This window comes from Pelagibacterium sp. H642 (assembly GCF_031202855.1).
In the GTDB taxonomy this organism is placed as follows: Bacteria; Pseudomonadota; Alphaproteobacteria; order Rhizobiales; family Devosiaceae; genus Pelagibacterium.
In genome coordinates this window covers 209,847-226,129 of record NZ_CP101829.1, presented here as the reverse complement: position 1 = coordinate 226,129, position 16,283 = coordinate 209,847, and the positions used below count along the sequence as shown (strand labels likewise).

Below are 16,283 nucleotides of genomic sequence, written 5' to 3'. Positions count from 1 at the left end.
GCAATAAAGTGGGATGCCATCATGAACCTTCTCAACAAGCGCCTGAACGCTCTGGCGGGTACCGTGGCTTTGGTCATGGCCGCTTCACCCGCGCTCGCGCAAACCTGTAACGCGTATTCGGAAGCCCCGCAGCTCGCAGAAGCCGTGGCAGCGGGCGAACTGCCGCCGGTCGAAGAGCGTTTGCCGCTCGAGCCGCTCGTCCTCACCCCGGCCGAACAGATCGGCGTTTATGGCGGCGATCTCATCGACACCAACGGCGGCAGCCGTCTGGCGGAGTTCCGCCACTATGGCTATGAGCCGCTGGTGCGCTGGTCGGTGGACGGTTCGGAAGTAATCCCCAACGTTGCCAAGGGCTGGGACGTCTCCGAGGATGCGACCACTTACACGTTCTATCTGCGTGAGGGCATGAAGTGGTCCGATGGGGAAGACTTCACGGCTGACGACATCGTCTTCTGGTGGGAGCGGGTCGAAACCAACACCGACATCAACGAATCTCCGCGTGGGATGTTCGTCGTCGATGGCGAACTCGCGACCGTCACTGCTATCGACGACTATACGGTCGAATTCAAATGGTCCAACCCCAACGGTCTGTTCCTTAACGACCTGGCGACTTCCTATGGCCAGCGCGTCGTTCAGTTCGCCGAGCACTACGTTTCCCAGTTCGATCGCGATCTCAACCCCGAGGGCGTGGCCCAGATGATGGAAGAGGCCGGCGCGACCGACTACACCACCTGGTGGCGCGATACAGTGGGCACGTACGGCATGCAGTCCGAATACAACAATCCGGACCGCCCCCATATCCATGCCTGGCTCCCCACCGAGCCGTTCCTGGGCAAGGAGCGCTTCACCTTCGAGCGCAATCCGTATTTCTTCAAGGTCGATACCGAGTGCAACCAGCTCCCCTACATCGACACGCGCACCTGGGTACTGGTTCAGGATCCCGAGGTTCAGCTTGCCATGTCGCTCTCTGGCCAGGTCGACATCAGCCAGGTCAATATCTCGAATCCTTCAAACCGGGCGATTTTCTTCGAGAACCAGGAGCAGGGTGATTATCGCCTGATCTCGGCGGAAAGCGCCGACATGAACACCGCATACTTCATGTTTGCGCTGAACCATCCCGATCCGTTCAAGGCTTCGGTCTATCAGAACAAGGATTTCCGCATCGGCCTGTCGCTGGCCATCAATCGGCCGGAGATTATCGACGTCGTCTATCTCGGCCAGGGACGTCCTTATCAGGTCGCTCCCCGCCCGAACTCGCCTTTCTACGACGAGCAGTTGGCTACGCAGTACACAGAGTACGACGTCGCACTTGCGAACGAACATCTCGACGAGGTGCTGCCGGAAAAGAACGCCGAGGGCATGCGCCTCGATGAGAATGGAGAGCCTTTCCAGATCGTGATTTCAGTCAATGAAGGCTTCCGTTCCGATTGGGTCGATATGGCGCTCCTTGTGGAAAGCTATTGGGAAGCGGTGGGTATCGACGTGGTGGTCGATGTCGTTGCCGACGAGGTCTATGAACAGCGTAGCACCGCTCCGGACCGCGACCTTAATCTCTGGATCGCCGAAAACGGTTCGGGCAGCCTCCCGCTGATGGCCACGCACGTTTTCCTCGGTGGCCCCGGCATGGCAGGCAATTGGGATGCCTGGGAGCTCTGGTACAACCAGGAACGCGGGCTGGTTAACCGCGGATCCGACGTTGCCGGCGATGTCGAGCCCATCGAGCCGCCTGCCGAGGTGATCGAGCTTCTCGATGCTGCCAATTCCATCGCCACGACGGCGGGCGAAGAACAGGCCGAGCGCATGCACGAATATCTCGACATGGTCGCCGAGTTCTTCCCCACCGTCGGTATAGCGCTGCCCGAAGGCAACTACCGCGCCGTCAAGAACAATCTGCGCAATCTGCCCGAACCGCTGATCGAGGGTTGGCTCTATCCGGGCATCGCTCCGGCCAATTTCTCGACCTTCTATTTCGAGCCCGACCAGCAGTAGGCACCAGCCTCCAATCCAAACGGGAGCGGGCCCTGATTTCGGGGCCCGCTCGGCACTGTAAGAACCGGTATCATGGCTGAATTCTTCCTCCGGCGGCTGGTGCTGATGATCTTTACGGTCATCGCGATCAGCATCGTCTCATACGCGATTATCGCCCTGCCGCCGGGTGACTATGTGGACAAGGTGGTTGCCGACGCGCGCAAGGTCGGTGACGTGATGACGGCCAGCGAGATCGACGCGCTGCGCATGCAATTGGGTCTCGATCGCAGCCTGCCCGAGCAATACCTCTCATGGATATGGGGGATCGTGACCCGGGGCGATTTCGGGCGCTCCTTCTTCTGGGAAGTGCCGGTCTCCGAAATCATCTGGCAGCGCTTGGGTATGACGACGCTGCTTTCGGTGTTGACCCTGGTGTTTATCTGGGTCGTCGCCATTCCAATCGGCATTTATTCGGCCGTCAAGAAGTACTCGCTGGGCGATTATGTGTTCACGACCGCAGGCTTCATCGGCCTCGCTATTCCCAATTTTCTCTTGGCACTGATCCTGCTCTACATCTCATTTCGGTATATGGGGCAGAGTGTTGGCGGCCTTTTTTCACCCGAATATGTCAATGCGCCCTGGTCGCTGGGCAAGGTGCTCGACCTCATCAGCCACCTTTGGATACCCATGGTGGTTCTGGGCACCGCCGGTACAGCGAGCGTGATCCGGACAATTCGCGCCAATCTGCTCGACGAGTTGCACAAGCCCTACGTGCTCACCGCCCGCGCCAAGGGTTTGGAGGAGCGTCGGCTGACGCTGAAATACCCCGTACGCTATTCGCTCAACCCCTTCGTGAGTGGTCTCAACGATATCTTCGTCACCATCATTTCGGGCGAAACCATCGTCGCCGTGGTCCTGGGCCTGCAAACGACAGGCCCGCTGCTGCTCGACGCGTTGCGCGGTCAGGACATGTACCTGGCGGCCACCCTCATCATGTTTCTAAGCTTTCTCGCTGTATTGGGCACGCTGTTCTCCGACGTGTTGCTCATGGCACTTGACCCGCGCATTCGGCGTCAAGCTCGAGAGGGAGAAGTGCTATGACAGCATCACACCCTCAGATGCCCTCTGCGCCGCAAGCCGTGCGGCCGATACCCGAAACGCGGGCCGCAACGGCCGATGCAATCGATCGCGCCAGCTACGGCGCCCTGGTCTGGCGTCGGTTCAAACGCCACAAGCTGGGCGTGTTCGGCGCTGCCCTGACGATACTGATCTATCTGGTGGCACTGTTCTGCGAATTCATCGCCACGGGCGATCCCGAGCAGTTCTCGCCCACAGCGCTCTATACGCCACCACAGATGGTCCGCCTTTTCGTCGAGAATCCCGAGGGCGGCATGCGGTTCCAGCCCCATGTTCTAGGCTATTCCTCTACGGTCGATTACAACACCGGCCAGCGCATCTACGAAGCGGATCCCGAAAAGATCATAGAGATCGGCTTCTTCGTACAGGGCGACCCTTACCGGCTCTGGGGCCTTTTCGAGATGGATCGACACCTGCTGGGCGCAGTCGATCCCAACCAAACCGTGTTCTTTTTCGGTTCCGACCGGTTGGGGCGCGATGTTTTCAGCCGCACTGTCTATGCGACGCGCGTTTCGATGACCATCGGGCTGATCGGGGTCGGTCTGAGCCTGTTCCTCGGCATCATCATCGGCGGTGCTTCGGGCTATTTCGGCGGCTGGGCCGATGTGGGCATTCAGCGCGTCATCGAGTTTCTGCAGTCGCTTCCGGCCATTCCGCTCTGGATCGGCCTGGCCGCGGCGATTCCGCCCACGGTGCCCCCGATGCAGACCTATTTCATGATCACCGTGATCCTTTCGGTGCTCGGCTGGACAGGTCTGGCTCGCATCGTGCGCGGTAAATTCATGCAGCTCAAGAACGAGGAGTTCGTTATCGCCGCCCGTGTCGATGGCTGCAAGCCGTCGCGCATCATCATGCGGCATATGGTGCCCAATTTTCTAAGTCACATTATCGCTGCGGTGACCCTCGCCATACCGGGGATGATCATTGCCGAAACCGCGCTGAGTTTTCTGGGCATTGGCCTGCGCCAGCCGGTGGTGAGTTGGGGCGTGCTGCTGCAGGAAGCACAGAACCTGCGTTCGATCGCCGCGGCGCCATGGTTGTTCGCGCCGGGCGGAGCGGTAGTCGTCGCCGTGCTGGCCCTCAATTTCTTCGGCGACGGCCTGCGCGATGCAGGAGATCCCCATGCAAACTGACTTGCTCATGTCCTTAAAGGACGTTTCGATTTCTTTCGTTCAGGACGGCCGGCAGACCCAGGCGCTCAATAAAGTGAGCTTCGATATTCCGCGCGGCAAGACGGTTTGCCTCGTTGGGGAGTCCGGGTGTGGGAAATCGCTGACGGCGCGCTCCATCCTGCGCATTCTCGATAACAACGCCCGCATCGATGGGGGGGCGATCACGTTCGAAAGTGCCAGCGGCGTCGTCGATCTCGCCTCTCTTCCCGACAAGGGCCAGCAATTGCGGTCCATTCGCGGCAACGAGATTGCCATGATCTTCCAGGAGCCGATGTCGGCCATGTCGGTCTACCACACGATCGGCGATCAGATCATCGAGGGCATCTGCCAGCACTCGTCGATGAGCAAGGGCCGGGCGCGGGCGCGGGCCCTCGAAGTGCTGGAGGCTGTCGGCATGCCTGACGCCGAGGCTCGGCTCGATGCCTATACGTTCGAACTCTCCGGGGGGCAGCGCCAGCGTGCCATGATCGCCATGGCGCTCGCCAACAACCCGCAATTGCTGATCGCCGACGAGCCGACCACCGCGCTCGACGTCACGACCCAGGCCGTGACGCTCGAGTTGATGCGGGACCTGCAGGACCGGTTCGGCATGTCCATTTTGTTCATTACCCATGATCTGGGTGTTGTTGCCGACATCGCCGACGAAGTCGTCATCATGTATTTGGGCGAGGTGGTCGAACGCGGCCCGGTCAAGCAGATCTTCAATCGCCCCCGGCATCCTTACACGCGCGCACTGCTCAAGGCCGCCCCGCATTATGATCAGCGTCACGGCGAGCGGCTGCCGGTGATTCCGGGCACGGTGCCGGCCCTTTGGCAGCGCCCCGCAGGATGCGTATTCTCCACCCGCTGCGCCTATTTCGAGCCCGGCCGTTGCGATGCGATCCGCCCGCCCATGTTGCCAGGGGAAACGCAATCGCGGTGCGTCTTCACCGCTGACGAACTCGATGCGCGCAAGCCGTTGCCGTTGCCGGTGGAGGCTGAGATCGTTCCTTTCGCGCGCCCGCCGGTCGACGGCACGGTCTTCGAAGCCGAAGCGATCACCAAGCATTTCGTCAAGAAATCGGGGCTGTTCAAGCGCAAGACCAAAACCATCAAGGCTGTTTCGGACGTTTCGCTCACCTTGCGCGGTGGCGAAACGCTGGGGCTGGTCGGGGAGTCCGGTTGCGGCAAGTCCACGCTGGGCTTCACCCTGGCTGGCCTGCACGAGCCGACGGGCGGTTCCATCCGCCTCAAGCGAGATGGCAGCCTGGTTGACGTGACCGACATTTCCGAAGCCGAGCGTCGGTCGGTCTGGCGAGATCTGCGGATCGTGTTCCAGGATCCGTTCGCATCGCTCAACCCCCGCATGAGCGTTTTCGACATCGTTGCCGAACCGCTCAGGGCAGGTCCGCAACCGGTGACGGATCGCCATGAACTGGTCCGGCGCGTCAACGAAACCTTGGCGCGGGTAGGGCTCGATCCCGCATTGGGAGATCGCTACCCGCATGCCTTTTCCGGTGGCCAGCGCCAGCGGATCGGCATTGCGCGAGCCCTCGTGCCCAACCCCAGGATCATCATTGCCGACGAGCCGGTTTCGGCGCTTGACGTCTCGGTCCAGGCCCAGATCCTCAACCTGTTCCGCGATCTGCAGCGCGAGTTTTCGCTCACCTATCTTTTCGTTTCCCATGATCTCAACGTCGTCTCCAACATCGCCGATCGGGTGTCGGTGATGTATGCCGGCCGCATCGTGGAACTGGCCGATACGTCGGACATCTACAATCGGCCGCAACATCCCTACACCGCGGCGCTGCTCAGCGCGGTGCTGACCCCCGAGTACGGGCAAAAGCGCTCCGGCCGGCAGCGTCTACGCGGGCATCCGCCCAATCCGGCCGACCTGCCGCCCGGTTGCGCCTTCGCCGCCCGTTGTCCTTTCGCCACCGACCTTTGCCGCTCGGTTGCGCCGGAGTTGACCACCGATCCGGAGGGCCGGCTGGCAGCCTGTCACCGCAAGGATGAGTTGAACCTCGAAGGCCTGCAGGAAACCGCCTGATGCGTATCAGCCAGACTGGACTATCGCTGCTCACCGGCAGCGAGGACATCGCGCATGTCCGCATCACGCGCTCCGACCAGGAGGCGAGCGCCTATTTCTATGTGCCGCTCGAGTTGGGCGAAGCGGTGGAGGCGATCACTGTCGACCTGCAATATCCAAAGGGCCCCGATTGCATCATCGATCTGGGGGTCTTTGACCCTCGTGTAACCGGATATCCCAGCGCGGAAGGATTTCGCGGCTGGAGCGGCGGCGCTCGGTCGCAGTTTTCCATTGCAGCGGATGCGGCAACTCCCGGTTATGTGGCTGGTCCGCTTCAAGCCGGACGCTGGCTGATCGTCCTGGGGCTCTACAAAATCCCCTCCGAGGCCGTCGAGGTCACCCTTGCGGCACGCGCGCTGAGGACCGGTGCGCTCGCCAGGCCTCAACCGGCGCCCACCCCGTTCACCCCGCGCGGCACCGGCTGGTATCGCGGCGATTGCCATAGCCACACCTTCCACAGCGACGCCAAGGGAAGTCCCGAACTGCTGCACCGGACGGCGCGGGAAGCCGGTCTTGATTTCCTCTTCATCACCGACCACAACACCACAACCGCCTGGAAGGCTTATTTCAAGACCGCCTCCAGCCCCGATCTTGTCTTCATTCCCGGCGTGGAGATCACGACGGCGGACGGGCACGCCAATGTCCTGGGCACCGACGAGTGGATCGATTTCCGGCTTGAAGGCGATGCCGATATCGCGGCCCTGGAGGACGCGGCTCGGGCGCGCGGCGCGCTGCTGACGGTCAACCACGACAAGCCGCCGATCCCCTGGCTCTATCGCTGGCCGGCAGTCGACTGCATGGAGGTTTGGCACCATGAATGGGCCGACGGCAACAGCGGTCTCGGTGCCCGCTATGATGCTCTTTTGCGTCAGGGCCTGAAGATCACGGCGATCGGAGGCAGTGACTATCATCAAGCCACCGAAGTTCGCCTGGGCGGCCCCCGCAGTCTTGGCTCGCCCACGACCGTCATTCATGCCGAACGGCTCGACCGCCAGGGCGTGATCGCCGCCCTGCGGTCCGGACGGGCCTACATCACCGAGGCGCCGGACGGCCCCCATCTGGAAATTTCGTCCAATGGTACGCCGATGGGAGGAACCCGCGCCCAGTCGAAGGGCGCCGACCTCCGGATCGTCGCGCGCGGGGCAGGGGGCGATCTCCTGCAGCTCATCGGCGATGAGGGTGTTTTCGTACAGCTGCCGATCGATGCCGACGATTGGGACTACCAGATACCTCTCCCCTCGGGTCTGCGCTTCGTCCGTGCCCAGATCATGTCCGGCGCTCCAGATCCTCGCTGCCGCGCACTCTCCAACCCCCTCTATTTTCAAGCAGCTTCACGATGAGCATCGTCTTCGAAGGGCACCTTACGCTCGATAACATGTCGTCCCATGTGCCCCACACGTTTACCCTGCCGCCGGGTGTCGAAACGCTCCGGGCAAGGTTCACCCACAGCCCGACCCATCCCGGCGTCGGCGATATTCCCCACCAGATATCGGTGTCCCTCTATGGACCGGCCGGGCCGCGTGGAACACGCCACAACAATGTGGACCAGAGTGTTTGGATTTCGACCCGCCAAGCCTCTCCCGGCATTGTTCCAGGCACGCCCGAACCGGGAACCTGGCAGATCGAGATCGATGTGCATCGCATTCTTCCCCCGGGCAATGTCAGCTATCGGCTTGAGATCGACTGGGCGCAAACGGAGACCTTCCAGCCAGTCGATCCCCTCGTGCCGCTCACTGGCCAACGCCGGCGCGGACCGGGGTGGTATCGAGGTGACCTTCACGGCCACACCATCCATTCCGACGGCCAGCTCAGCGTCGCTGAATATCTCCAATACGCGGTCGAACGCGGATATGATTTCGTCGCTCTGACCGACCACAACACGGTTACAGGGCTCCCCGAGCTCGACAGGCGTGCCGGCGAGGCGATCACCATCATCGGCGGCACCGAACTCACCACCTATAATGGTCACGCACTCGTTTTGGGCACGCGCGAACTCGTCGACTGGCGCGTGCGTGATGGCGAAACCATGAGCGGGCGTGCCGAAGCTCTCACCGATGAGGGAAAGCTCTTCGTCATCGCTCATCCAAAAGCCGAAGGTCATCCGTTCTGCACCGGCTGCCGCTGGGCCTTTTCCGATCTGATGCCAGGACCGGCCCGGCACATCGAGGTATGGAACCGTTTTTGGTCCGAGCGGACCCACAATGAAGAGAGCGTCTACCTTTTCTACCGCTGGCTTAACGCCGGCTATCGGATGGTGGCAACCGCTGGCACCGACACCCATCGTCGCGCCGCCACTGGCGGACGCACTGCGGCCAATGTGGTTTACGCGCACGACAATACCCAGGACGAAATTCTCGCCGGCATCCGTGCCGGCCACAGCTTTATTTCCAGCGGCCCCGAGCTGAGGCTTTCTGCACAAGGCGCCGATGGCGGCAAGGCGGGAATGGGGCAGGCCATGGCCGCGGGGCGGCTAACGCTGCGCTGCGATTGGGCCGGCGTCGGAGAGGATGGCCTTGTCGCCGGACTGATCCGGCGCGGACGGCGCATCGAGAGTTGGACTTGCGGAGAAGCGGGGGCGGGCACGCTCGAGGTCGACGCCGAAGATGGCGATTGGTTCGTATGCGAGCTGCGCGACCGGACAGCCGGACTCCACGCCATCACCAATCCCATACATGTCGGCACGGCCCCCGATATCTGGCGCTAGGAGGGTCACAATGCTGCGCATCAACAAGATCGACCACGCACTGGCGACGCTTCGTAGCCGGATTTTCACCCCGCTCGATACGCCGGTTGCGCTAAAGTTTCTCGCCGGCACCGCCGATGATCGCCCCCGCGCGCTCAGTGGCGACACTGAGGATTGGCGCCAGGTCACGGACGATCTCGCCTGGGGCGAGCCCGACGCCTATTTCTGGTTTGCCGGCAGCGTCACCATTCCCCCCGAGGCACAAGGCAGGCGGGTGTTCCTCCACGTGGACGCCCAGTTCGGCTCGATGATGGGCCGTTCGGATCCGCAATGCCTCGTCAGGGTCGACGGCAAGCTGGCCCAGGGCGTCGACGGCAACCATCGCGAACTGCTGCTCACCGACCACGCGACCACCGGCACCCGCTACGAGATCATGATCGAGGCAGGAACCATCGAGGATCGCCGCCAGGTGGGGTTCGGCTGTCGGCTGATGGTGCACGACGCGCTGTCCGAGCAGGTCTATTACGACCTGCGCGTGCCCATGGATGTTGCGCGCCTCCTGGCCAATGACGATCCCCGAAAGCCGTTTCTGATAAACACCATCGACGCCGCTTTGGCCGTGATCGATTTCCGGCCCGGCCCCGAGCGCTTCGCCCGATCGCTCGAGACGGCACGGGAAATGGCGCGCCGAATCTACGAGGCCGCCGGTTTCGAGGACAAGCCGGTGATCACAGTCACCGGCCACACCCACATCGATGTCGCCTGGCTGTGGCGGGTGCGCGAAACACGCCAGAAGATGGCGCGTTCCATGTCCACGGCGCTGGCCCTGATGGAGCAGTACTCGGACTACCGCTTCATGTACAATCAGGGAGTGCTGCTCGATCACCTGAAGGCTGATTACCCCGAACTGTTCGAGCGTCTTGCCGGCGCCGTGGCGAGAGGGCAGTTCGAGATTGAGGGCGCGTTGTGGCTCGAGCCTGACGCGAATATCACCAGCGGCGAGTCCTTCGTGCGCCACATCATGCATGGCGTTGATTATCACGAGCAGACCTTCGGGGTGCGCCCGCGCATCATGTGGTTGCCCGACACCTTTGGCTATTCCGCCGCATTGCCGCAGATCATGCGCCTCTCCGGCCTCGATGTGTTCGTCACTCATAAGATGAGTTGGAACGACACCAACAAGATGCCCAGCGATACCTTCTTCTGGCAGGGCATCGACGGGTCCAGCGTCGCGGCATATTTCCTCACCGCCCAGCCCTATGACGCCAAATCCATCAACACGACCTACGGCCCCGATCTCAAGCCGTCCCACGTGATGGGCACATGGCGGCGTTATGGACAAAAGGACGCCAATTCCGAGCTGTTCCTCGTCTATGGCCATGGCGATGGCGGAGGTGGCCCAACCCGCGAAATGCTTGAAAACATACGCCGCATGGAGCGCGGCATTCCGGGGCTGCCGACGGTGCGGCATGGGCATATGCGCCCATTCTTCGAGCGCCTTCTGGCGCGCATGGAAAAAGAACCGGAGCGCTTTCCTCATTGGGTGGGTGAACTCTATCTCGAATTCCACCGCGGCACGCTCACATCCATCGCCAAGAACAAGCGCAGCAACCGGTTTGCCGAAATCGCGATGCGCGAGATCGAGGCGCTGGCAACGCTCGCCACCGTCGCCAAGGGAAATCCCTATCCGCAGCAGCGGCTGCATGCACTCTGGCGCGTCGTGCTGCTCAACCAGTTCCACGACATTCTGCCCGGCTCTTCCATCGGCCCGGTCTACGACGATAGCGACGCGGACTATGCCTGGTTCTTCGACGAGATCGAAAGCCTCAGGACTGAACTCGCCGCCCAGTTGAGCGGGGAGGGCGCCATGGTGTTCAACGTCCTGCCGCGTCCACGTTCAGGCCTGCTCACCTGGTCCGGCGATCGGTCGGCCACAGCCACCATTGGCGAATATAGCGCCGCCAGCCAGACGCTCGTCCGCGCCGACGGATCGTATGAGCAGGCAGTCCCGGTCCGTGACCTGCCGCCCACCGGCGTGGTCCCGGTCTCCCTGAACCCCGGAGAGGCGGGGCAAGTCAGTGATGAACTCTCCGTTTCTACCGGCCATCTCGAAAACGCCTTTCTCAAGGTGCTCTTCGACACGCGCGGCCGGATCACCTCGATCTTCGACAAACGCTCGGGCCGTGAAGTCGTAAAGCCCGACCAGCTTGCCAATCGGCTTCAGGCGTTCCGGGATATGCCGCCGCAATACGACGCCTGGGATATCGATCCGGGGTTCGAGGACCAGAGTTGGGATATCGACGAGTTGGTTTCCGCCGAGGTGGTTGAGACCGGACCCTATCGGGCCGCCGTGCGGTTTGAGTGGGCTTATGAAGCCTCGCACATCGTGCAGGTGGTGGCGCTGGAAGCCGGCGCGGCCCAGATCGACATCGACGGGTTCATCGATTGGCGCGAGCACCACACTCTGGTCAAAGCGGCCTTCCCTCTCGATGTGGTGGCTGACGCTACGACCGCGGAAATCCAGTTCGGCCATGTGCGCCGCCCGACACACCGCAATACCTCCTGGGATCAGGCGCGGTTTGAAACACTGATGCATCGTTGGGTGGATATTGCCGAACCCGGCTTCGGTGTCGCGCTGCTCAACGATTGCAAGTATGGCTATGACGCCAAGGGCACGACGCTGCGCCTGACCCTGCTTCGCTCACCCACCTTTCCGTGGGCCGAGGCCGACCAGGGCGAGCACCGCTTCCGCTATGCCGTCCTCGTTCATCGCGGCACCCTCGCCGGAGAGGGGGTTCCGGCTAAAGCCGAAGAGTTCAACCTCCCGCTTCGGCTGATCGGCACTCCGGGCGAAACGACCGCCTTCGCCGAAAGTCTTCTGGCGCTGGAGGGCACCGGCTGCACTGTCGAAAGCATCAAGATCGCCGAGACTGGTACGGACGTCATAGCGAGAGTCTGGGAAACGCACGGCGCCCACACGCACGCCCGGCTCACTTTGCCTCGGGGGTTCATGGCCGCTGTCGAAACCGACCTTCTCGAGCGCAATCCTGTCCCCTTGCCGGTGACCGACGGCATCCTCGAACTCGACCTCTCTCCCTTCCAGATCCGCACGATCCGGCTCTCCCGCACCTGAACCGCCCAAGAGACTTCCATGACTGAACCACTCCAGTCCTCAGCACGCCCCGATACATTCAACACCGGTGGGGTCTGGCTCAAGGGCGATTGGCACATGCACTCCCATCACAGCCTCGATTCCTCGAACAACCCGCCGGCAAAGATCATCGCCTTCGCTGAACGGATGGGGTTCGACTATCTCGCCATCACCGACCATGACGTGCATGTCCTGGGCGACGTCGCGGCCAACACATGGGCCGATCCGGGCTTCAAATCCGATCGTCTGATGTTGTTTTATGGCGCCGAACTCACCGCGGCGCGCGGGCATATCAACATCTTCTCGCCCGAACCCTATGACCATCAGCGCCTGTTCGATGCCCGCGACGCGCGCGACTGGGATCTGCGGGAGGTAAAGCGCGCCCTGGGCATTCACATGTCGGCCAACCACCCCAGCACCAAAAACCATTATGGCTTTTCCTTCGACCTCGCGGATTCGATCGAGGTTTGGAACACCAGCGTCTGGCCCAAGAACGTTCCGGCTCTGCGGATCTGGGACGATATGCTGAAATCGGGCCGCATGCTGGGCGCGAGAGGCGGCAGCGATTCCCATCACGGCACGCCCGTGGGCGAAGAAGTGGAGACGCCGCTTACCATCGAAGCGAGCTACAACTATGTGGGCACGCCGACCACTTGGATATATGCGCGCGAGCGCAGCAAATCGGCCATCCTCGACGCGCTGGTAGCCGGGCGCGCGTCGATCAGCGCCAATCCCTTCAACCCGCGCGTTGAACTTCACGCTTATTCCGAAGATGGCCGGCTGATGATGGGTGACAACGCCCCTTCGGACGGCCGGCCGGTCGAGTTTGAAATCTCACTCGCAGGCGAGCCGATGGCCGGAGTGCAATACCGGGCCCATGTCGTCAAGAACCGTGAGCCGCTATGCACCGTCCTCACCGACCCGCAAAACGGCCTTGCGCGCTTCACCGATATCCCCGAGGCCGGCGTGCGGAGCTATTACCGCGTGGAAATCTACGGCCCGCAGACGCCCTATCCGCAAGTCCCGTTCTCCATGGCGCAAAGCGGGGATACGGTAGCGCTCTCCAACCCGATCTACTTCAACTACGATCCTGAATTCTGAGCCTCAGATCGCCTGCGCCGGCTCTTGCCGCAGCATGGTGCGCGTTCGCCCTGCACCGGTCGTCTCGACGACCGCTAGCGGTAGCGTACGCAATCGTCTGCCGGTGGCGGCATAAATCGCATTGGCAACGGCGGGGGCGACCGGGATGACACCAGGCTCCCCGGCGCCGCCCGGAGGAAGATCGCTCGGCATGATTTCAACGACAATTTCCGGTGCGTTCGCAATTCGCAGCATCGGGAAATCGTGGAAGTTTGACTGAACCACCGCGCCGCGCTCGACCGTGATGGTGTTCATCAAGGCCGCCGAAAGGCCATAGATAATGCTGCCTTCCATCTGCGCCGCCACCGCGTCCGGATTAACCACGGTGCCCGCATCGACCGCGCAGAATATGCGGTCGACAGTGATCTCGCCGTCATCGGCAACCGTCACTTCGGCCACCTGGGCCACAACGCTCTGATGGGCTTCTTCAATGGCGATACCGCGCCCGCGACCCGGCTCCATGGCCTCACCCCAACCCGAGAGCGCTGCCACGCGGTCGAGCACCGCAAGATGGCGCGGACTTTCGCGCAGCAACGCGCGCCGGTACTCGAGCGGATCGACGCCTGCGGCGAGGGCGCATTCGTCCACAAAGGATTCGGCAAAGAACGTCCCGAACGAGTAGCCATTCGAACGCCAGAACATCAGCGGCATATGGCTGGGCACATGCACGCTGCGCACGCGCCGGTTCGGAAAACTGTAATAGGCCTTGTCCAGCCCCTCCGCCGAGAACCGGTCTCCATGCGGACTTGCTCCATTGCCGATGGGCATGTTGCGGCTGGAAAACGATTGCATCAGCGACTGCGCGGCGACCAGCGCATCGTACGCGGCCGGTAGGCCATCCGTCCCCAGAGATGCCCGCATACGACCACTAGCGTGGCTGCGGAACATGCCGCGGCTGATATCCTGCTCGCGTGGCCACAACAGTTTCACCGGCCGTCCCCGGTGCCGTGCCGCCAGAAAGGCAGCCTGGCAGATGACGTCCATGTCGCTGCGCCGCCCGAAGGCACCTCCGTTCATGGTGATATGAGGAGCAACCGAAGAAACGTTGATCCCCGCCCATCCGGCTCCTCGTTCCACACCCCAGCTTATGGTCGTGGGCGATTGCGATGGAACCCAGCCTTCGGCCGAGCCGTCCTCACGGATGAGGACGGTGGCGTTCATCGATTCCATGCAGGCGTGAGTGACGAACGGAACGCTGTATTCGGCCTCCACGATGCGCTCTCCTCCATCGGTGAGAGCCCCCTCAACGTCACCTTCAGCAAGGTGCTGGTGCGGATCTTCGGCATCGAGCGCCGATTGCAGGGCGTCGCTGAGTTGCGCGCTATCCACGCCGTCGGCTTGGGTGGCCGTCCATTCGACCTCCAGGCTGCGCGCTGCCGACTCGGCCTGCCACCAGGAGTCCGCGACGATGCCAACGCTTTCTTCGTTGATTATAGCCACGTCGCGAATGCCTTCTCGGGCGCGGATGTCGGCTTCATTGACCACGCGTGCAACATGTGCGCCGGGCACCGGAGCCTGCCGGAGAGAGGCGTGGAGCATGTCGGGCAGCACAACATCGATGCCGAACACCGGTTCGCCTCTGACCTTGGCCGGTATGTCCACTCGCTGCTGACGCCTGCCGATCACTCTCCAGGCGGAAGCTGGCTTGAGTTCTGGATTATCTGGAGGCGTCAGCAATGCCGCCGCGCTGGCGAGTTCGCCATAGGGGACGATGCGCCCCGACGCCTCGTGCCGTACGGTGCCTTCGGCAGTCGAGAGCTCTTCTGCGGGTACGCCCAGTCGTTCGGCGGCGGCAGCGACAAGCATGTGCCGCGCCGATGCCCCGGCCACACGCATGGGAACCCAAAGCCCCATGGTGGAGTTCGAGCCGCTCGTGTTGTTGAGCCCGATCAAGCCGATGACACGTTGAGCAACCCATTGCACGGGATTGGGCGGATCTTCGGGCCGCATCTGAAGCGGGCCGGTATAGTTGGAATAAACCGGCAGGTTCTCGACGGCATGCTCGACGGTGATCCGTTCGTCGAACGGGATGTCCAACTCCTCGGCAACCAGCATGGCGAGCCCGGTATGGATGCCTTGCCCCATTTCGGTTCGCGGCGATTGGACCGTTACCCGCCCGTCATTGTGGATGGTGACGAAGGCGTTGAAGACGGCGCGCTCGCCATCCACGAACCCGTCCGGACCGTTCAGATCGACGCTGGCGAGTAGGCCGGCGCCACCCACCGCTGCGACCAGCGCGGTGCCGCCAAGGGCGGCGCCGGTAAAGAGAAAGGAGCGCCGAGACAAAAGACGAGGCATGGATCGTACTCCTCAGGCCTGAGCCCGCGCGGCCGCGGCGCGATGGATGGCGCGGCGAATGCGGGGATAGGTGCCGCAGCGGCAGATATTGGAAATCGCCTCGTCGATATCGGCGTCGGTGGGCTGTGGTATGCTATCGAGAAGAGCCGTGGCGGCAATGATGAAGCCGGGTTGGCAGAAGCCGCATTGCGGAACCTGCTCGTCGATCCAGGCCTGCTGCACATCCGAGAGCGTCCCGTCCGGGCGGGTGAGCCCTTCGATCGTGACCACGCTCGCTCCGGTAACAGCGCCGAGCGGGGTCACGCAGGAGGGGGTGGATTCACCGTCGATGAGCACGCGACAAGCGCCGCACTGAGCAATGCCGCAGCCGTATTTCGGGCCAAGCAGCCCGAGGTCCTCGCGAAGCACCCATAAAAGTGGCTTGTTCTCAACGGCATCGATGTCCATGCGAGAGCCGTTGACAGTGAGCGATACCATGCAACCTCGCTAAATTTGCATTGCATAAGGGCGCGTCTAATCGCCCCGCGAAACGATCACGGGAATTGAGACGTGAGAGTATTTGGAAGTAGTGGAGTATTTCTGTATAAATTCGCAACATAATGATATGTTGCTTGCTTTTGTGCGGTATTATTTGATGAATACTGTAAGTCGCTTGACTTGCAATCG

General features: G+C 62.2%; 10 protein-coding genes. 8 read left to right on the top strand and 2 right to left on the bottom strand.

Features of this window, described 5'->3' with window-relative positions:
- Positions 1-21: 21 nt before the first annotated feature.
- From NO934_RS01140 to NO934_RS01105, 8 genes are all read left to right on the top strand, one after another.
- On the top strand, positions 22-1,989 hold the full coding sequence (locus tag NO934_RS01140; RefSeq protein ID WP_309161712.1) for an ABC transporter substrate-binding protein: 1,968 nt from the start codon (positions 22-24) through the stop codon (positions 1,987-1,989).
- 72 nt (positions 1,990-2,061) lie between these two features.
- Positions 2,062-3,069: an ABC transporter permease gene (locus NO934_RS01135; RefSeq protein ID WP_309161710.1), complete on the top strand. Its 1,008-nt coding sequence runs from the start codon at positions 2,062-2,064 to the stop codon at positions 3,067-3,069.
- On the top strand, positions 3,066-4,238 hold the full coding sequence (locus tag NO934_RS01130) for an ABC transporter permease (protein ID WP_309161707.1): 1,173 nt from the start codon (positions 3,066-3,068) through the stop codon (positions 4,236-4,238). Before NO934_RS01135 ends, NO934_RS01130 begins: the two co-directional genes overlap by 4 nt.
- Positions 4,228-6,306: an ABC transporter ATP-binding protein gene (locus NO934_RS01125; RefSeq protein WP_309161706.1), complete on the top strand. Its 2,079-nt coding sequence runs from the start codon at positions 4,228-4,230 to the stop codon at positions 6,304-6,306. The genes NO934_RS01130 and NO934_RS01125 overlap by 11 nt, the downstream gene beginning before the upstream one ends.
- On the top strand, positions 6,306-7,685 hold the full coding sequence (locus NO934_RS01120; RefSeq protein ID WP_309161705.1) for a CehA/McbA family metallohydrolase: 1,380 nt from the start codon (positions 6,306-6,308) through the stop codon (positions 7,683-7,685). Before NO934_RS01125 ends, NO934_RS01120 begins: the two co-directional genes overlap by 1 nt.
- Positions 7,682-9,049 carry a CehA/McbA family metallohydrolase gene (locus NO934_RS01115; protein ID WP_309161703.1) on the top strand — a complete coding sequence of 456 codons (1,368 nt, stop codon included), beginning with the start codon at positions 7,682-7,684 and terminating at the stop codon, positions 9,047-9,049. Before NO934_RS01120 ends, NO934_RS01115 begins: the two co-directional genes overlap by 4 nt.
- 10 nt (positions 9,050-9,059) lie before the next feature.
- Positions 9,060-12,161, top strand: coding sequence for a glycoside hydrolase family 38 C-terminal domain-containing protein (locus tag NO934_RS01110; protein WP_309161700.1), 3,102 nt, complete (start codon positions 9,060-9,062; stop codon positions 12,159-12,161).
- Positions 12,162-12,179: 18 nt separating this feature from the next.
- On the top strand, positions 12,180-13,280 hold the full coding sequence (locus tag NO934_RS01105; protein WP_309161698.1) for a CehA/McbA family metallohydrolase: 1,101 nt from the start codon (positions 12,180-12,182) through the stop codon (positions 13,278-13,280).
- A 3-nt stretch (positions 13,281-13,283) separates the two neighbouring features.
- Here the strand turns inward: NO934_RS01105 and NO934_RS01100 are convergent, their stop codons facing one another.
- Both NO934_RS01100 and NO934_RS01095 read right to left on the bottom strand, forming a co-directional pair.
- A complete protein-coding gene (locus NO934_RS01100) occupies positions 13,284-15,617 on the bottom strand; it encodes a molybdopterin cofactor-binding domain-containing protein (RefSeq protein WP_309161696.1) in 2,334 nt (777 codons plus the stop codon).
- Between the two features lie 12 nt (positions 15,618-15,629).
- Complete coding sequence (locus NO934_RS01095) at positions 15,630-16,094, bottom strand: 2Fe-2S iron-sulfur cluster-binding protein (RefSeq protein WP_309161694.1); 465 nt, start codon at positions 16,092-16,094, stop codon at positions 15,630-15,632.
- Between the last annotated feature and the right edge of the window lie 189 nt (positions 16,095-16,283).

Coding starts and splice junctions, on each gene's coding strand:
- NO934_RS01095 (WP_309161694.1), bottom strand. CDS start 16,094: ATGGTATCGCTCACTGTCAACGGCTCTCGCATGGACATCGATGCCGTT.
- NO934_RS01115 (WP_309161703.1), top strand. CDS start 7,682: ATGAGCATCGTCTTCGAAGGGCACCTTACGCTCGATAACATGTCGTCC.
- NO934_RS01100 (WP_309161696.1), bottom strand. CDS start 15,617: ATGCCTCGTCTTTTGTCTCGGCGCTCCTTTCTCTTTACCGGCGCCGCC.
- NO934_RS01110 (WP_309161700.1), top strand. CDS start 9,060: ATGCTGCGCATCAACAAGATCGACCACGCACTGGCGACGCTTCGTAGC.
- NO934_RS01125 (WP_309161706.1), top strand. CDS start 4,228: ATGCAAACTGACTTGCTCATGTCCTTAAAGGACGTTTCGATTTCTTTC.
- NO934_RS01135 (WP_309161710.1), top strand. CDS start 2,062: ATGGCTGAATTCTTCCTCCGGCGGCTGGTGCTGATGATCTTTACGGTC.
- NO934_RS01105 (WP_309161698.1), top strand. CDS start 12,180: ATGACTGAACCACTCCAGTCCTCAGCACGCCCCGATACATTCAACACC.
- NO934_RS01120 (WP_309161705.1), top strand. CDS start 6,306: ATGCGTATCAGCCAGACTGGACTATCGCTGCTCACCGGCAGCGAGGAC.
- NO934_RS01140 (WP_309161712.1), top strand. CDS start 22: ATGAACCTTCTCAACAAGCGCCTGAACGCTCTGGCGGGTACCGTGGCT.
- NO934_RS01130 (WP_309161707.1), top strand. CDS start 3,066: ATGACAGCATCACACCCTCAGATGCCCTCTGCGCCGCAAGCCGTGCGG.